Raw genomic sequence first — 20,880 nt, 5'->3', positions numbered from 1 at the left:
CGACCCTTCCAAGGACAGACACCGGGAGGAGCAGCCGATGCTTGTCAGCCAGATCCTGAAATCGAAGCCCGAGGGCAATGTCATCACCATCGCGCCCGAGGCCAGCGTGGCCGAGGCGGTGGCGCTGCTGTCCGCCAAGAAGATCGGCGCGGTGATCGTCTCGTCCGACGGCCGGCACGCTGTCGGCATCCTGTCGGAGCGCGACATCGTGCGCGAACTGGGCAAGCGCGGGCCGGGGGTGCTGTCCGATTCCGTCTCCAGCCTGATGACCGCCAAGGTGGTCGGCTGCGAACGCGGCGACCAGACCCATGCCGTGCTGCAGAAGATGACCGACGGCCGCTTCCGCCACATGCCGGTGCTGGACGGCGGCGCGATGGTCGGGCTGATCTCCATAGGCGACGTGGTGAAGGCGCGGCTGGAGGAACTGGCGGCCGAGAAGGACGCGCTGGAGGGGATGATCAAGGGCTTCTGAGCGGGCAAGTAGGTAGTGGAGGGGGGCGGAAAGGCTCTTGCACTTGCCGGCGCAATAATGTTGCGTTCGATCCGGGCAGGGATCGGACGGAGGAAACGGAATGCGCATCGGCCTTTACCCGGGCACCTTCGATCCGATCACGCTTGGCCATACCGACATCATCCAGCGCGCCATGGCGCTGGTCGACCGGCTGGTGATCGGCGTCGCCATCAACCGCGACAAGGGGCCGCTGTTCCCGCTGGAGGAACGGGTGGCGATGGTGCAGGCCGAATGCGCCGCCATCACCGCGAAGACGGGGGGCGAGATCGTCGTCCACCCGTTCGAGAACCTGCTGATCGACTGCGCCCGCGACGTCGGGGCAGGGGTGATCATCCGCGGCCTGCGGGCGGTGGCGGATTTTGAATACGAATTCCAGATGGTCGGCATGAACCGTGCGCTGGACAGCAGCATCGAGACGGTCTTCCTGATGGCCGATGCCCGGCGGCAGGCCATCGCCTCGAAGCTGGTGAAGGAGATCGCCCGGCTGGGCGGCGACGTGTCGAAATTCGTGCCCGATCCGGTGCGCGAGGCGCTGAAGGCCAAGTATCGCCAGGGCTGAAATGCAAAGGGGACCCGAAGGCCCCCGGCAGTCGCCTTGGCAGGCGGCGCTCAGCGCCCGTAGACGGCCTCGCGGGCGATCCTGGCGGCGTCGCCGGGGTAGATGTCCAGGTCCAGCGCCACGTCCAGCGGCAGCCGGGCGATCTCGTCGCGGGTGCGGACATAGGCGGCGCGCTTGCGGGCGGCTTCCTTCAGGGTTTCGATCATCGTCAGCATTTCGGGTTCCTCATCCGGCGGGGTCTGCTTTTCCTTCCGCTCGACCGGAAAGATAGGCGCGGCGGTTATCGCTAACAACCGCCGATGCTGCGGTGCAGCCATGCCGGAAATGCATGGCCCGGAGTCATGAAAAAGGGCGCCCGGAGGCGCCCTTCGCCCTGATTTTCGACGAAAATCAGATCAGCTTGCCCATGGCCACCGCGGTATCCGCCATCCGGCAGGAGAAGCCCCATTCGTTGTCATACCAGGCCAGGATCGAGCACATGGTGCCGTCCATCACCTTGGTCTGGTCCATGTGGAACACCGAGGAATGCGGGTCGTGGTTGAAGTCCGACGACACGTTCTTGTAGTCGGTATAGCCGAGGATGCCTTTCAGCGGCCCCTCCGCCGCCGCCGCCCGGATCGCGCCGTTGATCTCTTCCACGCTCGTCGCCCGCCTGGCGATGAACTTCAGGTCCACCACCGAGACATTCGGCGTCGGCACCCGGATGGCATAGCCGTCCAGCCTGCCCTTCAGCTCGGGCAGCACCAGCCCCACCGCCTTGGCGGCGCCGGTGGAGGTCGGGATCATCGACAGCGCCGCGGCGCGGGCGCGGTAGAGGTCCTTGTGCATGGTGTCCAGCGTCGGCTGGTCGCCGGTGTAGCTGTGGATCGTGGTCATCATGCCCTTCTCGATGCCGATGGCCTTGTTCAGCACATAGGCCACCGGCGACAGGCAGTTGGTGGTGCAGGAGGCGTTCGACACCACGATGTCGTCCCTGGTCAGCGTGTCGTGGTTGACGCCGTAGACGATGGTCTTGTCCGCGCCCTCGCCGGGGGCGGAGATCAGGACGCGCCTGGAGCCGTTCTCCAGATGGGGCAGGCATTTCTCCTTCGAGGTGAAGATGCCGGTGCATTCCAGCACGATGTCCACGTCGCCCCAGGGCAGGTCGGCCGGGTTCCTCAGCGCCGTCACCCGGATCGGGCCGCGGCCGACGTCGATCCAGTCCTCGCCGGTGGTCACTTCGGCCGGGAAGCGGCCGTGCACCGAATCGAAGCGCAGCAGATGCGCATTGGTCTCCACCGGGCCGAGGTCGTTGACGGCGACGACCTCGATGTCGGTGCGGCCCGATTCGATGATCGCCCGCAGCACGTTGCGTCCGATCCGCCCAAATCCGTTGATGGCAACCTTGACGGCCATGACCTTTCCCTTCCGAAGCTGCGATTGCGCCCATCCGACAGCAGGTGTCCGATAGCGCTAACAATGCCAAAACGGCAGAAAATGCAACCTCAGTCTGCCGCGGTCAGCGCCAGAATGCCACCCAATCCATCAGGTCGAAGAACTTGCGGGCCAGAAACACCAGGGTCTCGCCGCCGGTCAGGGCGAAATCCGCCCCGATCAGCACGGCCAGCACGGCCGCCAGCCAGAATGCGATGCGATCGGTCACCTTGCCCCCGGGGGGCGCAGGCCCCTATTGCAGCAGCCGCCCCATGACGCCGGCCACGTCGGCCATCCGGCAGGAGAAGCCCCATTCGTTGTCATACCAGGCCAGCACGCGGACCGAGCGGCCCACCACCTTGGTCTGGTCGGGGGCGAAGATAGACGAGAACGGCGTGTGATTGAAGTCGATCGAGACCTTGGGCTCGGGGTCGTAGGACATCACCATGCCCATGTAGCCGGCGCAGGCCTCGCGCACGATCTGGTTCACCTCTTCCGCCGTCACCGACTTCGCCGCGATGAAGGTCAGGTCCACCGCCGAGACATTGGGGGTGGGGACGCGGATGGCCGAGCCGTCCAGCTTGCCCTTCAGTTCCGGCAGCACCTCGCCGAGCGCCTTGGCGGCGCCGGTGGAGGTGGGGATCATCGCCATGGCGGCGGCGCGGGCGCGGTAGAGGTCCTTGTGGCGGCGGTCCAGCGTCGGCTGGTCGCCGGTGTAGCTGTGGATCGTGGTCATGATGCCGGATTCGATGCCGATGGCGTCGTTCAGCACCTTGGCCAGCGGCGCCAGGCAGTTGGTGGTGCAGGACCCGTTCGAAACCACCAGATGCTCGGCGGTCAGCTGGCGGTGGTTGACGCCGTAGACCACGGTCTTGTCGGCCTTCTTGGCCGGGGCGGAGACCAGCACGCGCTTGGCGCCGCGGCCCAGGTGGACGGCGGCCTTGTCGCGGTCGTTGAACTTGCCGGTGCATTCCAGCACCACGTCGACGCCCTGCCAGTCCAGCTCGTCCGGGTTGTAGGTCGACATCACCCGGATCGGCCCGCGGCCGAGGTCCAGCCCGCCGTCGACCACCTTCACCGTGCCCGGAAAGCGGCCGTGGACCGAATCGTATTTCAGCAGATGGGCGTTGGTTTCCACCGGCCCGGTGGCGTTGATCGCCACCACCTGCACGTCGTTGCGGTTCGATTCCGCGATATGGGCCAGCGTGCAGCGCCCGATCCGTCCGAATCCGTTGATGCCGATGGTGATCATGCCGCGCCTCCGATATGACTCGCTCTCTGGCGCATAGCCTGTATACGACCGTATTCCTAGCCGGAAAGCGACGCTTTTTCCGCGTGTTAGCGTGAACATCCGCCGTTTGCGCTAACGGATGCGCAGGCGCCGGGATGGCTTTTGCCGAATCCCCGGGGCTGGTTTATTGCGGAAGCGTGCAAAGGTGGGGTGAAGGATGAGCGGACTTCTGGCGCTTCTGGACGATGTGGCGGCCATCGCCAAGGTGGCGGCGGCCTCGGTCGACGACGTGGCCGCGGCGGCGGCCAAGGCCGGGGCCAAGGCGGCCGGCGTGGTGATCGATGACGCCGCGGTGACGCCGAAATACGTCCACGGCTTCGAGGCGAAGCGGGAGCTGCCGATCATCGGCCGCATCGCCTTGGGCTCGATCCGCAACAAGCTGGTGATCCTGCTGCCGGCGCTCCTGGCGCTGAACCATTTCCTGCCGGCGGCGATCACACCCTTGCTGATGCTGGGCGGGGCCTATCTCTGCTTCGAGGGGGCGGAGAAGGTGTTCCATGCCCTGTTCCCGCATGGCGACGAGGCGGTGGAGCAGGATTTCGACCCCCGCGACCCGGCGCATCTGGAGGAGGAGAAGGTGGCCGGCGCGATCAAGACCGATTTCATCCTGTCCGCCGAGATCATGACCATCGCCCTGGCCACGGTGGAAAGCCCCTCCTTCTGGATGCAGGCGGCGACGCTGGCGCTGGTGGGGGTGCTGATCACCGTCGCGGTCTATGGCGCGGTGGCGCTGATCGTGAAGATGGACGACATCGGCCTGCACATGGCGGCGACGGGGCGCACCGGGGCAGGGCGGGCCACCGGGCGCGGGCTGGTGGTGGGGATGCCGAAGCTGATGGAGCTCTTGTCCACGGTGGGGACGGCGGCGATGCTCTGGGTCGGCGGGTCGATCGTGCTGCACGGGCTGGAGGTGACGCATCTCTGGGAATGGCCCTACGAGACCATCCATCACATCGCCGAGGCGGCGGCCGAGGCGGTCTCGGTTGCGCAGGGCTTCGTGGCCTGGGCGGTGCAGGCGGCCATCGACGGGGTGTTCGGCCTGGGGCTCGGGGTGCTGCTGATCCCGCTGGCCACGCGGGTGATCGGGCCGATGTGGGCGGCGGCGACGGGGAAGAAGAAGGCCGCGCACTAGGCGCGGCGGCCGGGCCGGTGGGCGGGGTTCACCCGCCGATTTGCCCGTGCCGCGGCGGGATGAACCCCGCCCTACGCGGAAGGCCGCCCGGCGTTCCGGGCGGCCTTCGGGTAAGAAAGCCTGGCGGCGCCTGCCCTCAGAGCATCGCCTTCGCCGCCGCCACCGCGGCCTCGGCGGTGATGCCGAACTCCTTGTAGAGCCGCTCGTAGGGCGCGCTTGCCCCGAAGGTGGACATGCCGATGAAGGCGGACTTGCCCTCGCGGCCGCGCTCTCCCAGAAGCCAGCGGTCCCAGCCCTGCCGCACCCCCGCCTCGATGGCGACGCGGACCGGGCCGGCGGGCAGCACCCGCTTGCGGTAAGCCTCGTCCTGCGCCCCGAACAGTTCCATCGACGGCATCGACACCACGCGGGTGCCGATCCCTTCGGCCTCCAGCGCCTCGCGGGCCTTCAGGGCGATCTCGACCTCGGAGCCGGTGGCGATCAGGATCACCCGGCGCTTGCCCGTGGCCTCGGCCAGCACATAGGCGCCTTTCGCCGAAAGGTTCTGGTTGGTATGCGCGGTCCGCACCGCCGCCAAGCTCTGCCGCGACAGCGCCAGCACCGAAGGGGTGGACTTCTGGCTCAGCGCCACTTCCCAGCATTCCGCCACCTCGACCAGATCGGCCGGGCGCAGCACCAGGGTGTTGGGCGTGGCGCGCGAGATCGCCAGATGCTCGACCGGCTGGTGGGTCGGCCCGTCCTCGCCGAGGCCGATGGAATCATGCGTCATCACATAGACCACCGGCAGGCCCATCAGCGCCGACAGCCGCATCGAGGGGCGGGCGTAGTCGGTGAAGGCCATGAAGGTGCCGGAATAGGGCCGCACCCCACCGTGCAGCGCCATGCCGTTCATCGCCGCGGCCATGCCATGCTCGCGGATGCCCCAATACATATAGCGGCCCTTGCGATCCTCGGCCGTGAAGACGCCGAGGTCGGCGGTCTTGGTGTTGTTCGAGCCGGTCAGGTCGGCGGACCCCGCGAAGGTCTCGGTCATCACCGGGTTGACCGCGGTCAGCACCTTCTCGCTGGCCGAGCGGGTGGCCAGTTTGGCGGGAGCCTCCGCCGCCGCCTTCTTCACCGAACGGATGGCATTGGCCAGCTTGGCCGGAGCCTCGCCCGCGAAGATGCGCCGGAATTCGGCCTGCTTGCCGGCGGGCAGGGCGGCCAGCCGCGCCTCCCACTCGGCCCGGGCCTTGCCGCCCCTGGCCCCCAGCGATTCCCACCAGGCCTTGATCTCGGCCGGCACCTCGAACGGGCCGCCCGGCCAGCCGTAGCCGTCCTTCGCCGCCTGCAGCTGCGCCTTGTCGGTCAGCGCGCCGTGGCCCTTGGAGGTGTCCTGCGCCGCATGGCCAAGGGCGATATGGGTCTTGCAGGCCACCATCGCCGGGCCGGGGCTGGCCTTCGCCGCGGTGATCGCCCGGTCGATGTCCTCGGGGTCGTGGCCGTCGCAGGAGAACACGCCCCAGCCGGAGGCCGCGAAGCGCGCCTTCTGGTCGGTCACGTCCGACAGCGCCACCTTGCCGTCGATGGTGATGCCGTTGTCGTCCCACAGCACGATCAGGCGGCTCAGCTTCTGCCGGCCAGCGATGCCGATGGCCTCCTGGCTGACGCCCTCCATCAGGCAGCCGTCGCCCGCGATCACATAGGTGTAATGGTCCTGCAGCTTCGCCCCCCAGCGGGCGCGCAGGTGTTCCTCGGCCATGGCGAAGCCGACGGAATTGGCGATGCCCTGGCCCAGCGGGCCGGTCGTCGTCTCCACCCCCGAGACGTGGCCGTATTCCGGGTGGCCGGCGGTGATCGCGCCCCACTGGCGGAAGTTCCTGATCTGCTCCAGCGTCACGTCCTCGTAGCCGGTCAGGTGCAAGAGCGCATAGATCAGCATCGAGCCATGGCCGGCCGACAGGATGAAGCGGTCGCGGTCGGGCCAGCGCGGCGCCTTGGGATCGAACTTCAGGTGCTTCTCGAACAGCACGGTCGCCACGTCGGCCATGCCCATCGGCATTCCGGAATGGCCCGAATTGGCGGCGGCCACCGCATCCAGCGCAAGCGCGCGGATGGCGGTCGCGCGCATCCAGTGGTCGGGGTGGCGGGAACGGAGCGTTGCGATGTCCACGGGGCTTGTCCTTCGGGTCGGGGCGGGGGAGGAGGGGCTTTCGGCCTCGCGCATAACGGCGGCACCCGGCAAGATCAAGCGCGTCGCCCAAGGCTTTGGGAAGAAAGGGAAGACGCGGGGGGCCGGTTCCGGCATAAGATGGCGCCAAGACCGGCGGCCCGCGATTCGCCTGCAAAGGCAGGGGCGGGGCGCCCAAGCGGACGGCACCGGAAATGGGGCAGGACATGCAGGACATAGGCGAGTTGGAACGGCGCATCAGCGCCGCGCTGGAACGGATCGGCCGGGGGCTGGACGCGATGGCCGCGCCGCAGCCCGAGGCCCCGGCGGAGGCCGGGACCGACCCCGCCGAACTCGCCGCGCTGCGGGCGCAGCTGGAAGAGGAGCGCCTGGCCAATGCGCAGTTGCAGGAGCGCCTGCGCGCGGTGAAGGAGCGCGACGCGATCCAGCAGGCGCAGGTGCAGGAGAGGATGGAAAAGCTGACCCGGCAGCTGGACGTGCAGGGGCTGGAGCTGCAGCGGATGCGCCGCACCACCATCGGGTTGCGCGAACAGCTGCGGCAGCTGCGCGAGGCGCAGGCGGCCGGTCTGGCCGAGCCCGCGCTGATCAACAAGGCGATGCTGACCGAGCTGGACGCCCTGCGCGCCACCCGGCTGACCGAGATGGCGGAGCTGGACGAGATCGCCGCGGCGCTGGACGACCATCTGACGGAGGCCGAGAATGCCTGATCTGGAAATCACCGTCGGCGGCAGGCCCTTCCTGGTCTCCTGCCAGCCCGGGGAAGAGCATTTCCTGCGCGCCGCCGCCGCGATGCTGGATGCCGAGGCGCAGCCCCTGCTGACCGCCATGGGCCGCCTGCCCGAGGCGAAGATGCTGCTGATGGCCGGGCTGATGCTGGCCGACCGCACCGCCGCCGGCGAGGACGAGTTGCGGCAGCTGAAGGCCCGGCTGGCCGAGCTGGAAGGCCGCCCCGCGCCCGAGCCGCAAAGGGTGGAGGTGCCGGTGATCCCGCCGCAGATGGTGGAAACCCTGGCCGAGATCGCCGCAAGGGCCGAGGCGCTGGCGGCGCGGGCGGAAGAGAAGGCCCCGGCATGATCCGCTTCGTCCTGCCGCTGATCCTCGCCGCCGCCCCCGTGCTGGCGGAGGACACCCAGTTCCTCACCACGCGCTATGCCTGCGACCGCGGCGTGACGGTGCCGGCGACCTATGTCAACGCGCCCGACTGGTCGCTGGCGGTGATCCATGTCGAGGGCGCGCAGATCACGCTGGTGTCCGAAACGGCCGCCTCCGGCGCCCGCTACGGCTGGCCTTCGGACGGCGCCAGTTACGTCTGGTGGACCAAGGGGCCGGAGGCCACGCTCTACTGGAAGGAAGGCGGCGAGGAAGTGCCGCTGCTCACCTGCACCGAACAGGAATGAGAAAGGCCGCCCCGGAGGGCGGCCTTTTCTTTCGGATCAAGGACTTGCCGTCCGGCCCTCAGGCGTTCGCTTCGCGGATCTTGTCGGCGGCTTCCTTGTTGTAGCCGATGCCCTTCTGCTCGAACAATGTGTCCAGCTCGCCCGAAAGGGTCATCTCGGTGACGATGTCGCAGCCGCCGACGAATTCGCCCTTGACGTAAAGCTGCGGGATGGTCGGCCAGTCGGAGAATTCCTTGATCCCCTGCCGGATCTCCGGGTCGGCCAGCACGTCGACGTCGAGGTAGTCCACCCCCATGTAGTTCAGCACCCCCGCCACCCGCGAGGAGAAGCCGCATTGCGGCATCATCTTGCTGCCCTTCATGTAAAGCACCACGTCGTTCGCCTCGATCGTCTTCTGGATCTGGTCCTTCGCGCTCATCTCGTTTCCCTTTTTGCTCGCCAGCGGTCCAGCCGACGTTTCCGATGCCAGTAGCTGCCGCCGTATTTCAGAAATCCCCTGACATCCTCACACATCCCGAGGGCAGAGAGGAGGTCGAGGACCGCCGTCACTCCGGCGCCTTGGTGGTCAGCGCCAGCGCGTGCAGGTCGCCGTTGGCGCCGTCCATCTTGCCTTTCAGGCTGGCGTAGACCGCGCGCTGCTGCTGGACCCGGTTCATGCCGCGGAAGCTTTCGTCGATCACCTCGGCGGCCCAGTGGTTGCCGTCGCCCGCGGTGTCGGTCACGGTGATCTGCGCCTGCGGGAACGCGGCCCGGATCAGCGCCTCGATGTCCTTGCCTTCCATCGCCATGGCTGGGGTCTCCTTCGGGGTCTTCCAAGGCCCAGATGTATGCCGCGGGGCAGGGGGCCGCAAGGGCATTGGCGCCCGCGCTACCCCTGCGCCGCCAGCCATTCGCCGCGCATCAGGCCCATCAGGTGCAGGTCCACCGCCCGGCCGAGGCAGGGGCGGTGCCAGTGGGCGCGCAGCACGCCTTCCCGGCGGAAGCCGGCGGGGGCGTAGATGCGGATGGCGCGGGGGTTCTCGCCGCTGGCGTCCAGCCAGACCCGGGCGGCGTTCAGGTCGCGGAAGGCGAAGCGCAGCAGGTCGGCGAAGAAGGCGTCGCCGCGGCCGCCGCCGGCGCGGTCCAGCGCCAGCCGGAACAGCTCCACCCGGCCGGAGGGATCGCCGATCTCGCGGAAGATGGCGAAGCCCTTGGCCCCGCCGTTTTCCCAGATCAGCACCCGGGCCGCGGGGCTTGCGGCCCATTCCGCCAGCCGCGCCTCGTCGTCGTCGCCGATGAACGGCGTGTAGTCCGGCCGCGTGGTCAGGCTGCGGATGAAGGCGAAATCCTCCGGGGCGGCGGGGCGCAGGGTCATGGCCGCGCCTGCCATTCCCGCCGCAGCATCGACCAGGCGTGGCAGTCGGTCCAGATCCCGTCCGGCCGCAGCCAGCATTCGCGCATCGTGCCCTCGCGGACGAAGCCCGCCGCCTCGAAGGCGCGCAGGCCGGCGGCGTTGTCGGCGGCGACGTCGAGGAAGATGCGGTGCATGGCCATTTCCGCGAACACCACCTCCTGCACCGCCGCGATCAGCGCGCGGCCCTCGCCCTTTCCGCGCGCGGTGACGGCGAGGTTCGACAGGTTGACCACGCCGGGATACATGCCCTCGACCATGGCGAAGCCGGCGAAACCGCCGCGGTCCCAGACCAGCAGGCGGCTGTCGGGATCGGCGGCGAGGTCGGCGAGGAAGCCCTCGCCGCGGTCCAGCAGTTGCAGCGGGAAGGCGCGGATCAGCGCCTGGATGGCGGCGAGGTCCGCCGTCTCCGCCCGCCGCAGCATCAGAGGCCGAGCGCGGCGGCGAAGGCGCTGCGGTAGAGGGCGGAAAGCTCGGCCATCGGGGCGGCATCGGCGCCGAAGGTGACGTTGCCGCCGCCGAACTGGCCGACCAGCGCCAGCGGCACGCCCGCAGCTTCCGCCGCCGCCTTCAGCCCGTCCAGCGCCTCGGGCGCCACCGCCAGCAGGTAGCGGGCCTGATCCTCGCCGAACAGGAAGCCGGTCTCGGCGCTGTCGATCCAGAGGCCGGTCCCGGCGCCCTCGGCCATCTCGAAGGCGGCCAGCGCCAGCCCGCCGTCGCCGAGGTCGCTGCAGGCGCGGATCGCCGCCCGGTTGGCGCGGACAAAGTCGCCGTGCCGCTTCTCCGCCGCCAGATCGACCGGGGGCGCATCGCCGGCCTCGATCCCGAAGGCCTCGGCCAGCAGCGCCGACTGGCCGAGATGGCCGCGGGTCTCGCCCAGCAGCAGCGCGAGGTCGCCCTCGGCCGGCCGGCCGGCGATGATCTCGTCCAGCGATTTCAGCAGCCCGACCGCGCCGATGGTCGGCGTCGGCAGGATGCCGGAGCCGTCGGTCTCGTTGTAGAGCGAGACGTTGCCCGAGACGATGGGCATGTCCAGCGCCGCGCAGGCCTCGCCGATGCCTTTCAGCGCGCCGACGAACTGGCCCATGATCTCGGGTTTCTCGGGGTTGCCGAAGTTGAGGTTGTCGGTGGTGGCCAGCGGCAGGGCGCCGACGGCGGTCAGGTTGCGGTAGGCCTCGGCCACCGCCTGCTTGCCGCCCTCGAAGGGGTTGGCCTTGACGTAGCGCGGGGTCACGTCGCTGGTGAAGGCCAGCGCCTTGCCGGTGCCATGGACGCGGACCACGCCGGCGGGCAGGCCGGGCGTCACCACGGTGTCGGCACCGACCTGGGCATCGTATTGCTCGAAGACCCAGCCCTTGTGGGCATGGTTGGGCGCGCCGATCAAGGCCTTCAACCCGTCGATGGCGCCGATCTCCGGCAGCTTGCCCAGGGGGGCGGGCTTCGGCGGTTCGACCCAGGGACGGTCGTATTCCGGGGCGGAGGAGGACAGCTTCGACAGCGGCAGGTCGGCCTTCACCTCGTTGCCGTGCAGGATCAGGAAGCGGTCCTCGGGGATGGTCTCGCCGACGATGGCGAAGTCGAGGTCCCATTTGACGAAGATCGCCCTCGCCTCGGCCTCCTTCTCGGGGCGCAGGACCATCAGCATCCGCTCCTGAGACTCGCTCAGCATCATCTCGTAGGCGGTCATCCCGGTCTCGCGCTGCGGCACGTCATCGAGTTGCAGCTTGATGCCGAGGCCGCCCTTGTCGCCCATCTCGACCGCCGAGCAGGTCAGGCCCGCCGCGCCCATATCCTGAATGGAGATGACGGCGCCGGTCTGCATCAGTTCCAGGCACGCCTCCAGCAGGCGCTTTTCGGTGAAGGGGTCGCCGACCTGCACGGTGGGGCGCTTCTCCTCGATGGTGTCGTCGAATTCGGCCGAGGCCATGGTGGCGCCGCCCACCCCGTCGCGCCCGGTCTTGGCGCCGAGGTAGACCACCGGCATCCCCACGCCCGAAGCGGCGGAGTAGAAAATCTTGTCCGCATCCGCCAGACCGGCGGCAAAGGCGTTCACCAGGCAGTTGCCGTTGTAGCTGCGGTGGAAGCGCACCTCGCCGCCGACGGTGGGCACGCCGAAGGCATTGCCGTAGGAGCCGACGCCCTCGACCACGCCCTTGACCAGATGGGCGGTCTTCGGGTGGTCGGGCAGGCCGAAGCTGAGCGCGTTCATCGCCGCGATGGGGCGGGCGCCCATGGTGAAGACGTCGCGCAGGATGCCGCCGACGCCGGTGGCGGCGCCCTGGTGCGGCTCGATGTAGGAGGGGTGGTTGTGGCTCTCCATCTTGAAGACGACGGCCTGGCCGTCGCCGATGTCGACCACGCCGGCATTCTCGCCGGGGCCGCAGATCACCTGCGGGCCGGTGGTGGGCAGCTTGCGCAGGTGGATCTTCGACGACTTGTAGGAGCAATGCTCGTTCCACATCGCCGAGAAGATGCCGAGTTCGGTGAAGGTCGGCGCGCGGCCGAGGATGCCCAGGAGGCGCTCCCATTCGTCCGGCTTGATCCCGTGCGCGGCCACCAGATCGGGGGTGATTGCGGGTTCGCTCATGGCCTTCCTCCGGTGGGACGGGACGTTGCGCGCCTCCTAGACGAAAGGCGCGCGGAGGGGAAGGTGCCGCGCCCGTCGCGGGCGCACGAATTTTCTGCGAAAATTCACGTCTTGGCTCGGGCCAAACCCCGAATTTTCCCAGAAAATTCGGTCTCCCCGCCCGCAAAACCGGCAGCGCGAAAAAAAAGGCCGGACGCGAGGTCCGGCCAAGTCCAACAGGGAGGTATGAGGCGCTGAGAGAAACCTCAATCAGTGCCTCGCCGCTCGATTTATGGGCTGGGAGCGAAAGCTGCAAGGGAAGGAATGCCGCACTTGCATCATGCCCGCCATGCGTGGCTTGCATGGCTATGCCGGAGCGCCCGGAATTACAGCTGCTGGCGCTTCCGATAGGCCATGATTTCATCCAGCACGAAATCGCGGAACACCGCCACGCGCTTGGAATGCCGCAGTTCCTCGGGGTAGGCGAGGAAGACCGGAACCTCGCCGCTTTCGATCTCGGGCAGCACCCGCACCAGATGCGGGAAGTCCTCGGTGATGTAGTCGGGCAGGACGCCGATGCCGAGATGGTTCAGCACCCCCTGCAGCACACCGAAATAGTTGTTGACGTGCAGGGTGGAGGGCACGTCATGCGTCATCAGCTCGGCCACCAGCAGCGCCCCCGCCGCCACCTGCGCGGTGCCGGGGTGCTGGCAGATCAGCCGGTGCTGGCTCATGTCCTCCATCTGCTGCGGCGTGCCGTGGGCGGCAAGGTATTCGGGGCTGGCGTAGAGCCGCATCTTGATGTTCATCAGCCGCTTGCGGATCAGGTCGGCCTGCGACGGCTCCTTCATGCGGATGGCCACGTCGGCCTCGCGCATCGGCAGGTCCAGCACCCGCTCCTCCAGCATCAGGTCGATCTTCAGGCTGGGGTAGTTCTCGTAGAGCCGGGCCAGCCGCGGCGCCAGCCACAACGTGCCGAAGCCGGTGGTGGTGGTGACCTTCAACTCGCCGAACACCTCGTCCTCGGAATCGCGGATGCGGGCGGCGGTGGCGTCCAGCCGCTTGACCATCGCCTGCGTCGCGTCGAACAGCAGTTCGCCCTGCTCGGTCAGGATCAGCCCGCGGGCGTGGCGGTGGAACAGGGTGACGTTCAGGCTTTCCTCCAGCGCGCGGATCTGGCGGCTGACGGCCGACTGGCTGAGGTGCAGCACATCGCCCGCATGGGTCAGGCTGCCCTTCTCGGCCACCGCGTGAAAAATGCGCAACTTGTCCCAATCCATCGCCCGGCCCCTTCAAACCCGAAACACCCTAGCACGAGCCATGCTTCTGGGGAAAACCAGATCTTCTGTAAATGCCGTAACGGGTGGAAAAATTCCCCCGTAGCGGCGACGGGCAGCCCTTCGCCCTTCCGCATTCCCTGCACTCTGCCTATGATGAAGGCCAGGTCGGGGAAACATGACCCGCGGGCAGGCGAGAGGGCAGAGATGGCGGTCGGGATCTTCGATTCGGGTCTGGGCGGACTGACGGTGCTGGACGCGGTGGCGCGGCGGCTGCCGGAGGTGCCCTTCGTCTATTTCGGCGACAATGCCCATGCGCCCTATGGGGTTCGCGACGCCGACGACATCTACGCGCTGACCTGCGCGGCGGTGGAGCGGCTCTGGGACGAGGGCTGCGACCTGGTGATCCTGGCCTGCAACACCGCCAGCGCCGCCGCCCTGCGGCGGATGCAGGAGACCTGGCTGCCGAAGGAGAAGCGCGTGCTCGGCGTCTTCGTGCCGCTGATCGAGGCGCTGACCGAGCGGCAGTGGGGCGACAATTCGCCGCCCCGCGAAGTGGCAGTCAAGCATGTCGCGCTGTTCGCCACGCCGGCCACGGTGGCCAGCCGCGCCTTCCAGCGCGAACTCGCCTTCCGGGCCATCGGCGTGGATGTCGAGGCGCAGCCCTGCGGCGGCGTGGTCGATGCGATCGAGCAGGGCGACGAGATCCTGGCCGAGGCGCTGGTGCGGTCCCATGTCGAGGCGCTGAAGCGGCGGATGCCGCAGCCCGAGGCGGCGATCCTGGGCTGCACCCATTACCCGCTGATGGAAAAGGTGTTCCAGGAGGCTTTGGGACCCGGCGTCAAGGTCTATTCCCAGGCCAACCTGGTGGCGGACAGCCTGGCCGACTACCTGCAGCGCCGGCCGGAGTTCCATGGTCCGGGCAAGGCGTCCCGCTTCCTGACCACCGGCGACCCGCAATCGGTGTCGAACAAGGCCATCCAGTTCCTGCGCCGCCGGATCGCCTTCGAGGCGGTCTGATTCCGGCGGGGGCCTTTGCCCTTACTCCGCCATCGCCCCGACGCTGCCCGCGCGGCGGGACAGGAACATGGCGACATTGCGGCGGTTGCCGGTATGCGCGCGGGGATCATGGGTGAAGATATTGGTGATCTGCGCGCCGGTGTTGCGCAGCGCGATCAGGCGGCCATGGCGGGCTTTGTTCGCAAGATCAGTCATTTGGATACCCTTTCTTCCCCCAGTCGGGATTGTTCCGGCTTTCGCCACAGTTTCTTCCCGGAAATGACATTGTTTTCCAATTGGGGCCAAATCTCGGGCGGAACCGGGCGGGACGGTGGTAAGGATAAGGTGTTTTCTTGGCAACCTTTACGGGAAGTTCCTCATCCGATGCGCGTTCCGGCTGCGCCAAAGCAAAAGGCAGGCCGCGCGGCCTGCCTCTTTCGTCCGGAACGGCCGGCGTGAAGGATCAGTCCTTCGCCCGTTCCACATAGCTGTCGTCGTCGGTGTTGATGACGATCCGGGTGCCCGGCCCGATGTGCGGCGGCACCATCACCCGCAGCCCGTTCGAGGTCATCGCCGGCTTGTAGCTGGAGCTTGCGGTCTGGCCCTTCACCACCGGCTCGGTCTCGGTGATCTCCACGGTGATCTTCTGCGGCACCTCGATGGCGATCGGCACGCCCTCGAAGGTCTTCAGGTAGCAGCGCATCCCTTCCTGGACATAGGCCTTGTTGCCGCCCATCACATCCTCGGTCACCACGACCTGGTCGTAGGTCTCGGGCTGCATGAAGTGGAAACCCTCGCTGTCCTCGTAGAGGAAGTCGTAGTCGCGTTCGTCCACGGTGGCCTTCTCGACCTGGTCGGTGGTCTTCCAGCGTTCCGAGACCTTCACCCCGTCCGAGATGCGGCGCATGTCCACGCTGGTGGTGGGCGTGCCCTTGCCGGGGCGGTAGGTCTCGGCCAGGAGGACGACATAGAGCTTGCCGTCCATCTCGACGACATTCCCTTTGCGCAGGGACGAGGCGATGACTTTCACGGGACGCGATCCTTGTGATATGGGCGCGCAATGGGCGCGGATGGGCGCCCTTAGCGCAACCTTGCCCGAATTTCCAGCCGGAACCGCGATGACGACCGACACCCCCCAAGGAACGCCGTGGTGGCACCCCGCGCGCCACGCCGACCGCCGGCCGCTGCTGCTGGCCCGCAACCGCATCCAGGCGGCGATCCGTGGCTGGCTGGCGGCGGAGGGCTTTCTGGAGGTCGATCCCGCCGCGCTGCAGGTCTCGCCGGGCAACGAGGCGCATCTGCACGCCTTCGCCACCCGCGCCATCGGCAACGACGGGCAGGGGCGGGAGATGTATCTGCACACCTCGCCCGAATTCGCCATGAAGCGGCTGCTGGCGGCGGGGGAGCGGCGCATCCACAGCTTCTCCCACGTCTGGCGCAACCGCGAGCGCGGGCCGTTGCATGCGCCCGAGTTCACCATGCTGGAATGGTATCGGGTCGGGGAGCCTTATGACCGTCTGATGGAGGACATCGCGGCCTGGGTCCGGCTGGCCGCCGATGGCCCGCTGCGCTTCCGCGACCGGACCTGCGATCCGGCGGCGGCCTACGAGCGGGTCTCGGTGGCCGAAGCCTTCGCCGCCCATGCCGGCATCGACCTCTTGGCGACGATGGATGCCGGGGGGGCGACCGATGCGGGGCGGCTTGCGGCGCAGATGGACCGCGCGGGCATCGGCCATATGCCGGGGGAAAGCTGGTCTGACCTGTTCTCCCGCGTTTTGTCCGAACGGGTGGAGCCGCGGCTGGGGCAGGGCCGGCTGACGGTGCTGGACCGCTACCCCGCCGCCGAGGCGGCGCTGGCGCGGCGCTGCGCCGACGATCCGCGGGTGGCGGAGCGGTTCGAGGTCTATGCCTGCGGGGTGGAGTTGGCCAACGGCTTCGGCGAGCTGACCGACCCGGCGGAGCAGCGGCTGCGCTTCGAGGAGGAGATGGCGATCAAGGTCGCCACCTATGGCGAGCGCTATCCGATCGACGAGGATTTCCTCGCCGCGCTGGCGCTGATGCCGGCGGCCTCGGGTTGTGCCCTGGGTTTCGACCGGCTGGTGATGCTGGCGACGGGGGCGCCTTCGGTCGAGGCGGTGCAATGGGTGCCGGCGGGCGGGACCGGGCTGTGACCGGCTGCCGCGGCGGCGGCCCCTCGACAGGAGGGCCGCGCGGTCCTATCTGGAAAGATGCCGCGCAGACCCCGGTTTGACCGAGGTCAAGGCAGCCCGCCGCCCCCCGGCCTATAGGGGGCGCAAGGCAACCCCGGAGACAGCGATGCAAGCCAGCCAAGCCGCCGCCAAGACCCCCGGCAAGACCCAGTTCCGCGGCCTCAAGGGCCTGAAGAAGCAGCGCCGCATCCAGGTGATCGCGCTGGCCTTCGTGGCGCTGGCGCTGGCGACCGGGCTGATCGGCTATGCCATGCGCGACGGCATCAACTTCTTCCGCTCGCCCACCGAAGTGGTCGAGACGCCGCCCGCGGCGGGCGAGGTCTTCCGCATCGGCGGGCTCGTGGAGGACGGCAGCCTGGTCCGCGGCACCGGGACCACGGTGACCTTCCGGGTCACCGACACCAACGAAAGCGTGCCGGTCAGCTATACCGGCGTGCTGCCGGACCTTTTCGCCGAAGGGCAGGGGATGATCGCGCTCGGGCAGATGGAGGGGGGGACCTTCGTTGCCACCGAGGTGCTGGCCAAGCACGACGAGACCTACATGCCGAAGGAAGTGGTGGACGCGCTGAAGGAACAGGGCGTCTATCAGGACCCGGAGGGGTAAGGGGCCGCTTGCGGTAGGGCACGTCCGCCCGCTCCGCCGTTCCGCCCGTATCTTGGCGAAGGCGTGCCTTCGCCACAGCGCAACGCTTCCCCTTGTCCGGCCGGGCCTCCAAGGCCCGGCCAGCGCCCGCCCGCCCCTCGGCGGGCGCTTCACGCCCGCCCGGGCGGGCGCTGGCCTCTCGTGGTCTTGGGACACCACCGTCTCCGGGTGCAGCCGCCGCGCACGGGCGGGGGCGAGGCAGTGCCTCGCCTGATCCCGCCCGGGCTAACGGTGCGCTGGCAGGCTTCTCTGCTCCCAACCGCGCGCTCTCCGCAGCTTCCGTTAACCGCCGCCGGTCAGAGTGCTCGCGGGGGGAGCTTTGCCGACAAGGGAAGCCCATGCTGTCTGTCAGAGAGATTGCGCAGGACATCGTCGCCCGCGAGGGCGGCTTCATCGACGACCCCGACGATCCGGGCGGCGCCACCAACCACGGCGTGACCATCCACACGCTCCGCCGCCTGGGGATCGACGTCAACCGCGACAGCCGGATCGACCTGGCCGATGTGAAGGCGCTGACCCGGGCGCAAGCGGTCGACATCTATGTCGAGCACTACTTCACCCGTCCCGGCCTCGGCGCGCTGCCCGAGGCGATCCAACCCTCGGTCTTCGACATGCAGGTCAATGCCGGGGCGAATGCGGTGAAGATCCTGCAACGGCTGCTGACCCAGATGGGCTTCCCCTGCGACCCGGACGGGCAGGTCGGGCCGCAGACCATCCGCGCCGCGCAGGCGGCCTGGGAGGCGGCGCCGACGCATCTGGCCGACGCCTACGGCATCGCCCGGCGCAACTATTATTACGCGCTGGCCGACGCCCGCCCCGCCAGCCGCAAATACGCCCGCCGCCAGGATGGCGGCAAGGGCGGCTGGATCACCCGCGCCGAGGCCTTCATCGCGCCGAAATACCACCTGACCGAGGCGCAGCACCGCGCCCGCACCGCCGGATGGGAGTAGGGGCCATGGGAATCATAAGCAAGGTGATCGGCGGTCCCGCCGCGGTGGGGGCCCTGGGAGAGGCGGCGAAGGGGGTGGCGGAGATCTTCGTGCCCTCGGCCACCCGCCGGATGGAACTCTCGGCCGAGGCGCAGATGGCGGCGCTGCGGCAATTGGGCGAGGAATACCAGCATCCGGCGCTGAGCTGGTTCGACCGGATGATCAACGGGCTGAACCGGATGCCGCGGCCTCTGCTGGCTTTCGGCACGCTGGGGCTGTTCGTCTATGCCATGGTGGACCCCGAGGCCTTCGCCCACCGGATGATCGGGCTGAACGCGGTGCCGGAGCCGCTGTGGTGGCTTCTCGGCGCCATCGTCGCCTTCTACTTCGGCGCCCGCGAGACCTGGTATTTCAGGAACCGCGGCGTGGTCTCTCCCTATGCCGCCGGCGGGACGGCGGCCGAGGAGAACGCCGCGCTTCAGGACTGGCGCGCGGCGGGGTAGGGGGCTCGTCGCGGCACTTCGTGCCCTCCTCGCAGGCTGGCGACGAGGAACGAAGTTCCCGAGGAGCCCCCGGGCGCCCGGCTTGACCCGGATGGTGCTCTCTGGCAATGCGGAGCGCATCATACGGGATTTGATCAGATGAACCTCTTCGCGGATCTCCGCAGCGCCGTCGTGGACGCCCTCGGCCGGATGACGGTCGAGGGCCTTCTGCCGCCCGGCCTCGACCTTGCCGCCGTGGCGGTGGAGCCGCCGCGCGACGCCGCCCATGGCGACATGGCGACCAATGCCGCCATGGTGCTGGCGAAACCCGCCGGCAAGCCGCCGCGCGAGATCGCCGATGCGCTGGCCCGCGCGCTGATGGAGGACCCGCGGATCGAGGGCGCCGACGTGGCCGGCCCGGGCTTCCTGAACCTGCGGCTGGCGCCGGCGCTCTGGCAGGGGGTGGTGCGGCAGGTGCTGGCCGCGGGGACGGACTACGGCCGGTCGGACATCGGCGCGGGCGCGAAGGTCAACGTCGAATTCGTCTCCGCCAATCCCACCGGCCCGATGCATGTCGGCCATACCCGCGGCGCGGTGGTGGGCGATGCGCTGGCCAATCTGCTGGCCTTCGCCGGCTGGAACGTCACCCGGGAATACTACATCAACGACGGCGGCGCGCAGGTCGACGTGCTGGCGCGGTCGGCCTACGAGCGCTACCGCGAGGCGCATGGGCTGGAGCCGGAAATCCGCGAGGGGCTTTACCCCGGCGACTACCTGATCCCGGTGGGCGAGGCGCTGAAGGCGAAATACGGGCCGACCCTGCTGGACAAGGGCGAGCAGCACTGGCTGGCCGAGGTGCGCGACTTCGCCACCGCGATGATGATGCAGGAAATCCGCTCGGACCTCGCGCTTCTCGGCGTCGAGATGGATGTCTATTCCAGCGAGAAGGCGCTTTACGGCACCGGCGAGATCGAGGCGGCGATCGAGGAACTGCGCGCCGCCGGCCTGATCTACGAGGGCGTGCTGGAGCCGCCGAAGGGCAAGACGCCCGAGGACTGGGAGCCGCGCGAACAGACCCTGTTCCGCTCCACCGCCCATGGCGACGACGTGGACCGGCCGGTGAAGAAATCGGACGGCAGCTGGACCTATTTCGCCCCCGACATCGCCTATCACTACACCAAGGTGAAGCGCGGCTTCGACCAGCTGATCGACATCTTCGGCGCCGACCACGGCGGCTATGTCAAGCGGATGAAAGCCGCCGTCTCGGCCCTGTCCGGCGGACGGGTGCCCCTGGACATCAAGCTGATCCAGCTGGTGAAGCTGTTCAAGGGCGGCGAGCCGTTCAAGATGTCGAAGCGCGCCGGCACCTTCGTCACCCTGCGCGATGTGGTGGAACAGGCGGGCGCCGACGTCACCCGCTTCATCATGCTGACCCGCAAGAACGACGTGGCGCTGGACTTCGACTTCGACAAGGTGCTGGAGCAGTCGAAGGACAACCCGGTCTTCTACGTCCAGTATGCCAATGCCCGGGTGAACTCGGTGCTGCGCAAGGCGGCGGAGGCGGGGATCGCGGTGGACGATGCCGTGCTGCTGGCGGCGGACCATCGCGCGCTGTCGCATCCGGCGGAACTGGCGCTTTTGAAGAAGGTGGCGGAATGGCCGCGGCTGGTCGAGATCGCCGCGCGGAACAACGAGCCGCATCGGGTCGCCTTCTACCTTTACGAACTGGCCTCGGACTTCCACGGCTTCTGGAACCGCGGCAACGACGAGGCCTCCCTGCGCTTCGTGCAGGAGGATGCGGCAGCCTCGCAGGCGAAAATCGCCCTTGCAAAATCGGTAAGCGTTGTCATTTGCGCCGGTCTTGCTATCTTGGGCGTGACGCCGGTCGAAGAAATGCGCTGAAGAACGCGC

The 20,880-nt window shown here is 68.5% G+C and carries 25 protein-coding genes; 12 read left to right on the top strand and 13 right to left on the bottom strand.

What is annotated here, in order from left to right; all coding sequences use genetic code 11:
• Positions 1–37 precede the first annotated feature (37 nt).
• Both G5B31_RS17170 and coaD read left to right on the top strand, forming a co-directional pair.
• On the top strand, positions 38–472 hold the full coding sequence (locus tag G5B31_RS17170; protein ID WP_165019439.1) for a CBS domain-containing protein: 435 nt from the start codon (positions 38–40) through the stop codon (positions 470–472).
• Positions 473–572: 100 nt separating this feature from the next.
• Positions 573–1,070: a pantetheine-phosphate adenylyltransferase gene (coaD, locus tag G5B31_RS17165; protein ID WP_165019438.1), complete on the top strand. Its 498-nt coding sequence runs from the start codon at positions 573–575 to the stop codon at positions 1,068–1,070.
• A gap of 50 nt (positions 1,071–1,120) precedes the next feature.
• Here coaD and G5B31_RS17160 read toward each other — a convergent pair whose 3' ends face one another.
• The 4 genes from G5B31_RS17160 to gap (G5B31_RS17145) all read right to left on the bottom strand — a co-directional run bounded on the left by G5B31_RS17160 (position 1,121) and on the right by gap (G5B31_RS17145) (position 3,735).
• Positions 1,121–1,285, bottom strand: coding sequence for a hypothetical protein (locus G5B31_RS17160; RefSeq protein WP_165019437.1), 165 nt, complete (start codon positions 1,283–1,285; stop codon positions 1,121–1,123).
• 175 nt (positions 1,286–1,460) lie between these two features.
• Positions 1,461–2,465, bottom strand: coding sequence for a type I glyceraldehyde-3-phosphate dehydrogenase (gene gap, locus G5B31_RS17155; RefSeq protein WP_165019436.1), 1,005 nt, complete (start codon positions 2,463–2,465; stop codon positions 1,461–1,463).
• A gap of 103 nt (positions 2,466–2,568) precedes the next feature.
• A complete protein-coding gene (locus tag G5B31_RS17150) occupies positions 2,569–2,712 on the bottom strand; it encodes a glyceraldehyde-3-phosphate dehydrogenase (RefSeq protein WP_165019435.1) in 144 nt (47 codons plus the stop codon).
• 24 nt (positions 2,713–2,736) lie between these two features.
• Positions 2,737–3,735: a type I glyceraldehyde-3-phosphate dehydrogenase gene (gene gap / locus G5B31_RS17145; RefSeq protein ID WP_165019434.1), complete on the bottom strand. Its 999-nt coding sequence runs from the start codon at positions 3,733–3,735 to the stop codon at positions 2,737–2,739.
• Positions 3,736–3,931: 196 nt separating this feature from the next.
• Between gap (G5B31_RS17145) and G5B31_RS17140 the strand changes: the two genes are divergently transcribed.
• Positions 3,932–4,906 (top strand): DUF808 domain-containing protein, encoded by a 975-nt coding sequence (locus G5B31_RS17140; protein WP_165019433.1) that lies wholly within the window; start codon positions 3,932–3,934, stop codon positions 4,904–4,906.
• Positions 4,907–5,042: 136 nt separating this feature from the next.
• Here G5B31_RS17140 and tkt read toward each other — a convergent pair whose 3' ends face one another.
• A complete protein-coding gene (gene tkt, locus G5B31_RS17135; protein WP_165019432.1) occupies positions 5,043–7,058 on the bottom strand; it encodes a transketolase in 2,016 nt (671 codons plus the stop codon).
• 224 nt (positions 7,059–7,282) lie between these two features.
• Here tkt and G5B31_RS17130 point away from each other — a divergent pair, with 224 nt between their 5' ends.
• From G5B31_RS17130 to G5B31_RS17120, 3 genes are read left to right on the top strand one after another with little or no spacing between them, the layout of a single operon-like run.
• Complete coding sequence (locus G5B31_RS17130; RefSeq protein ID WP_165019431.1) at positions 7,283–7,783, top strand: hypothetical protein; 501 nt, start codon at positions 7,283–7,285, stop codon at positions 7,781–7,783.
• Positions 7,776–8,150, top strand: a complete 375-nt coding sequence (locus G5B31_RS17125; protein ID WP_165019430.1) for a cell division protein ZapA — start codon at positions 7,776–7,778, stop codon at positions 8,148–8,150. Before G5B31_RS17130 ends, G5B31_RS17125 begins: the two co-directional genes overlap by 8 nt.
• The gene (locus tag G5B31_RS17120; RefSeq protein WP_165019429.1) at positions 8,147–8,473 is read left to right on the top strand and encodes an MliC family protein; all 327 of its coding nucleotides are present in this window, start codon (positions 8,147–8,149) and stop codon (positions 8,471–8,473) included. Before G5B31_RS17125 ends, G5B31_RS17120 begins: the two co-directional genes overlap by 4 nt.
• Positions 8,474–8,531: 58 nt before the next feature.
• On the opposite strand, the gene grxD is transcribed toward G5B31_RS17120, so the two are convergent.
• The 6 genes from grxD to G5B31_RS17090 form a co-directional block, all read right to left on the bottom strand.
• Positions 8,532–8,891, bottom strand: a complete 360-nt coding sequence (grxD, locus tag G5B31_RS17115; protein ID WP_165019428.1) for a Grx4 family monothiol glutaredoxin — start codon at positions 8,889–8,891, stop codon at positions 8,532–8,534.
• A gap of 127 nt (positions 8,892–9,018) precedes the next feature.
• Positions 9,019–9,261 carry a BolA/IbaG family iron-sulfur metabolism protein gene (locus G5B31_RS17110; RefSeq protein ID WP_165019427.1) on the bottom strand — a complete coding sequence of 81 codons (243 nt, stop codon included), beginning with the start codon at positions 9,259–9,261 and terminating at the stop codon, positions 9,019–9,021.
• 80 nt (positions 9,262–9,341) lie between these two features.
• A complete protein-coding gene (locus G5B31_RS17105) occupies positions 9,342–9,827 on the bottom strand; it encodes a GNAT family N-acetyltransferase (RefSeq protein WP_165019426.1) in 486 nt (161 codons plus the stop codon).
• A complete protein-coding gene (locus G5B31_RS17100) occupies positions 9,824–10,288 on the bottom strand; it encodes a GNAT family N-acetyltransferase (protein ID WP_165019425.1) in 465 nt (154 codons plus the stop codon). The genes G5B31_RS17105 and G5B31_RS17100 overlap by 4 nt, the downstream gene beginning before the upstream one ends.
• Positions 10,288–12,450, bottom strand: a complete 2,163-nt coding sequence (purL, locus tag G5B31_RS17095) for a phosphoribosylformylglycinamidine synthase subunit PurL (RefSeq protein ID WP_165019424.1) — start codon at positions 12,448–12,450, stop codon at positions 10,288–10,290. The genes G5B31_RS17100 and purL overlap by 1 nt, the downstream gene beginning before the upstream one ends.
• Before the next feature lie 365 nt (positions 12,451–12,815).
• On the bottom strand, positions 12,816–13,709 hold the full coding sequence (locus tag G5B31_RS17090; RefSeq protein ID WP_165019423.1) for a LysR family transcriptional regulator: 894 nt from the start codon (positions 13,707–13,709) through the stop codon (positions 12,816–12,818).
• Between the two features lie 204 nt (positions 13,710–13,913).
• Between G5B31_RS17090 and G5B31_RS17085 the strand changes: the two genes are divergently transcribed.
• Entirely contained in the window at positions 13,914–14,726 is an 813-nt protein-coding gene (locus G5B31_RS17085; RefSeq protein WP_165019422.1) for a glutamate racemase, read from the top strand.
• Between the two features lie 21 nt (positions 14,727–14,747).
• Here G5B31_RS17085 and G5B31_RS17080 read toward each other — a convergent pair whose 3' ends face one another.
• Positions 14,748–14,921: a hypothetical protein gene (locus G5B31_RS17080; protein ID WP_165019421.1), complete on the bottom strand. Its 174-nt coding sequence runs from the start codon at positions 14,919–14,921 to the stop codon at positions 14,748–14,750.
• 247 nt (positions 14,922–15,168) lie between these two features.
• A complete protein-coding gene (gene efp, locus G5B31_RS17075; protein WP_165019420.1) occupies positions 15,169–15,735 on the bottom strand; it encodes an elongation factor P in 567 nt (188 codons plus the stop codon).
• Positions 15,736–15,823: 88 nt separating this feature from the next.
• Between efp and epmA the strand changes: the two genes are divergently transcribed.
• From epmA to argS, 5 genes are all read left to right on the top strand, one after another.
• Entirely contained in the window at positions 15,824–16,876 is a 1,053-nt protein-coding gene (epmA, locus tag G5B31_RS17070; protein ID WP_165019419.1) for an EF-P lysine aminoacylase EpmA, read from the top strand.
• Positions 16,877–17,021: 145 nt separating this feature from the next.
• Complete coding sequence (gene ccmE, locus G5B31_RS17065) at positions 17,022–17,519, top strand: cytochrome c maturation protein CcmE (protein ID WP_165019418.1); 498 nt, start codon at positions 17,022–17,024, stop codon at positions 17,517–17,519.
• 377 nt (positions 17,520–17,896) lie between these two features.
• Entirely contained in the window at positions 17,897–18,508 is a 612-nt protein-coding gene (locus tag G5B31_RS17060) for a holin-associated N-acetylmuramidase (RefSeq protein ID WP_165019417.1), read from the top strand.
• Positions 18,509–18,513: 5 nt separating this feature from the next.
• Positions 18,514–18,990 carry a holin family protein gene (locus G5B31_RS17055; RefSeq protein ID WP_165019416.1) on the top strand — a complete coding sequence of 159 codons (477 nt, stop codon included), beginning with the start codon at positions 18,514–18,516 and terminating at the stop codon, positions 18,988–18,990.
• Between the two features lie 138 nt (positions 18,991–19,128).
• On the top strand, positions 19,129–20,871 hold the full coding sequence (argS, locus tag G5B31_RS17050; RefSeq protein ID WP_165019415.1) for an arginine--tRNA ligase: 1,743 nt from the start codon (positions 19,129–19,131) through the stop codon (positions 20,869–20,871).
• The last annotated feature ends 9 nt before the right edge of the window (positions 20,872–20,880 follow it).

The organism is Rhodobacter sp. SGA-6-6, from assembly GCF_011043545.1.
Lineage (GTDB): Bacteria > Pseudomonadota > Alphaproteobacteria > Rhodobacterales > Rhodobacteraceae > Pseudogemmobacter.
The sequence above is the reverse complement of the archived record's forward strand: the minus strand, read 5'-3'. Positions and strand labels throughout refer to the sequence as shown.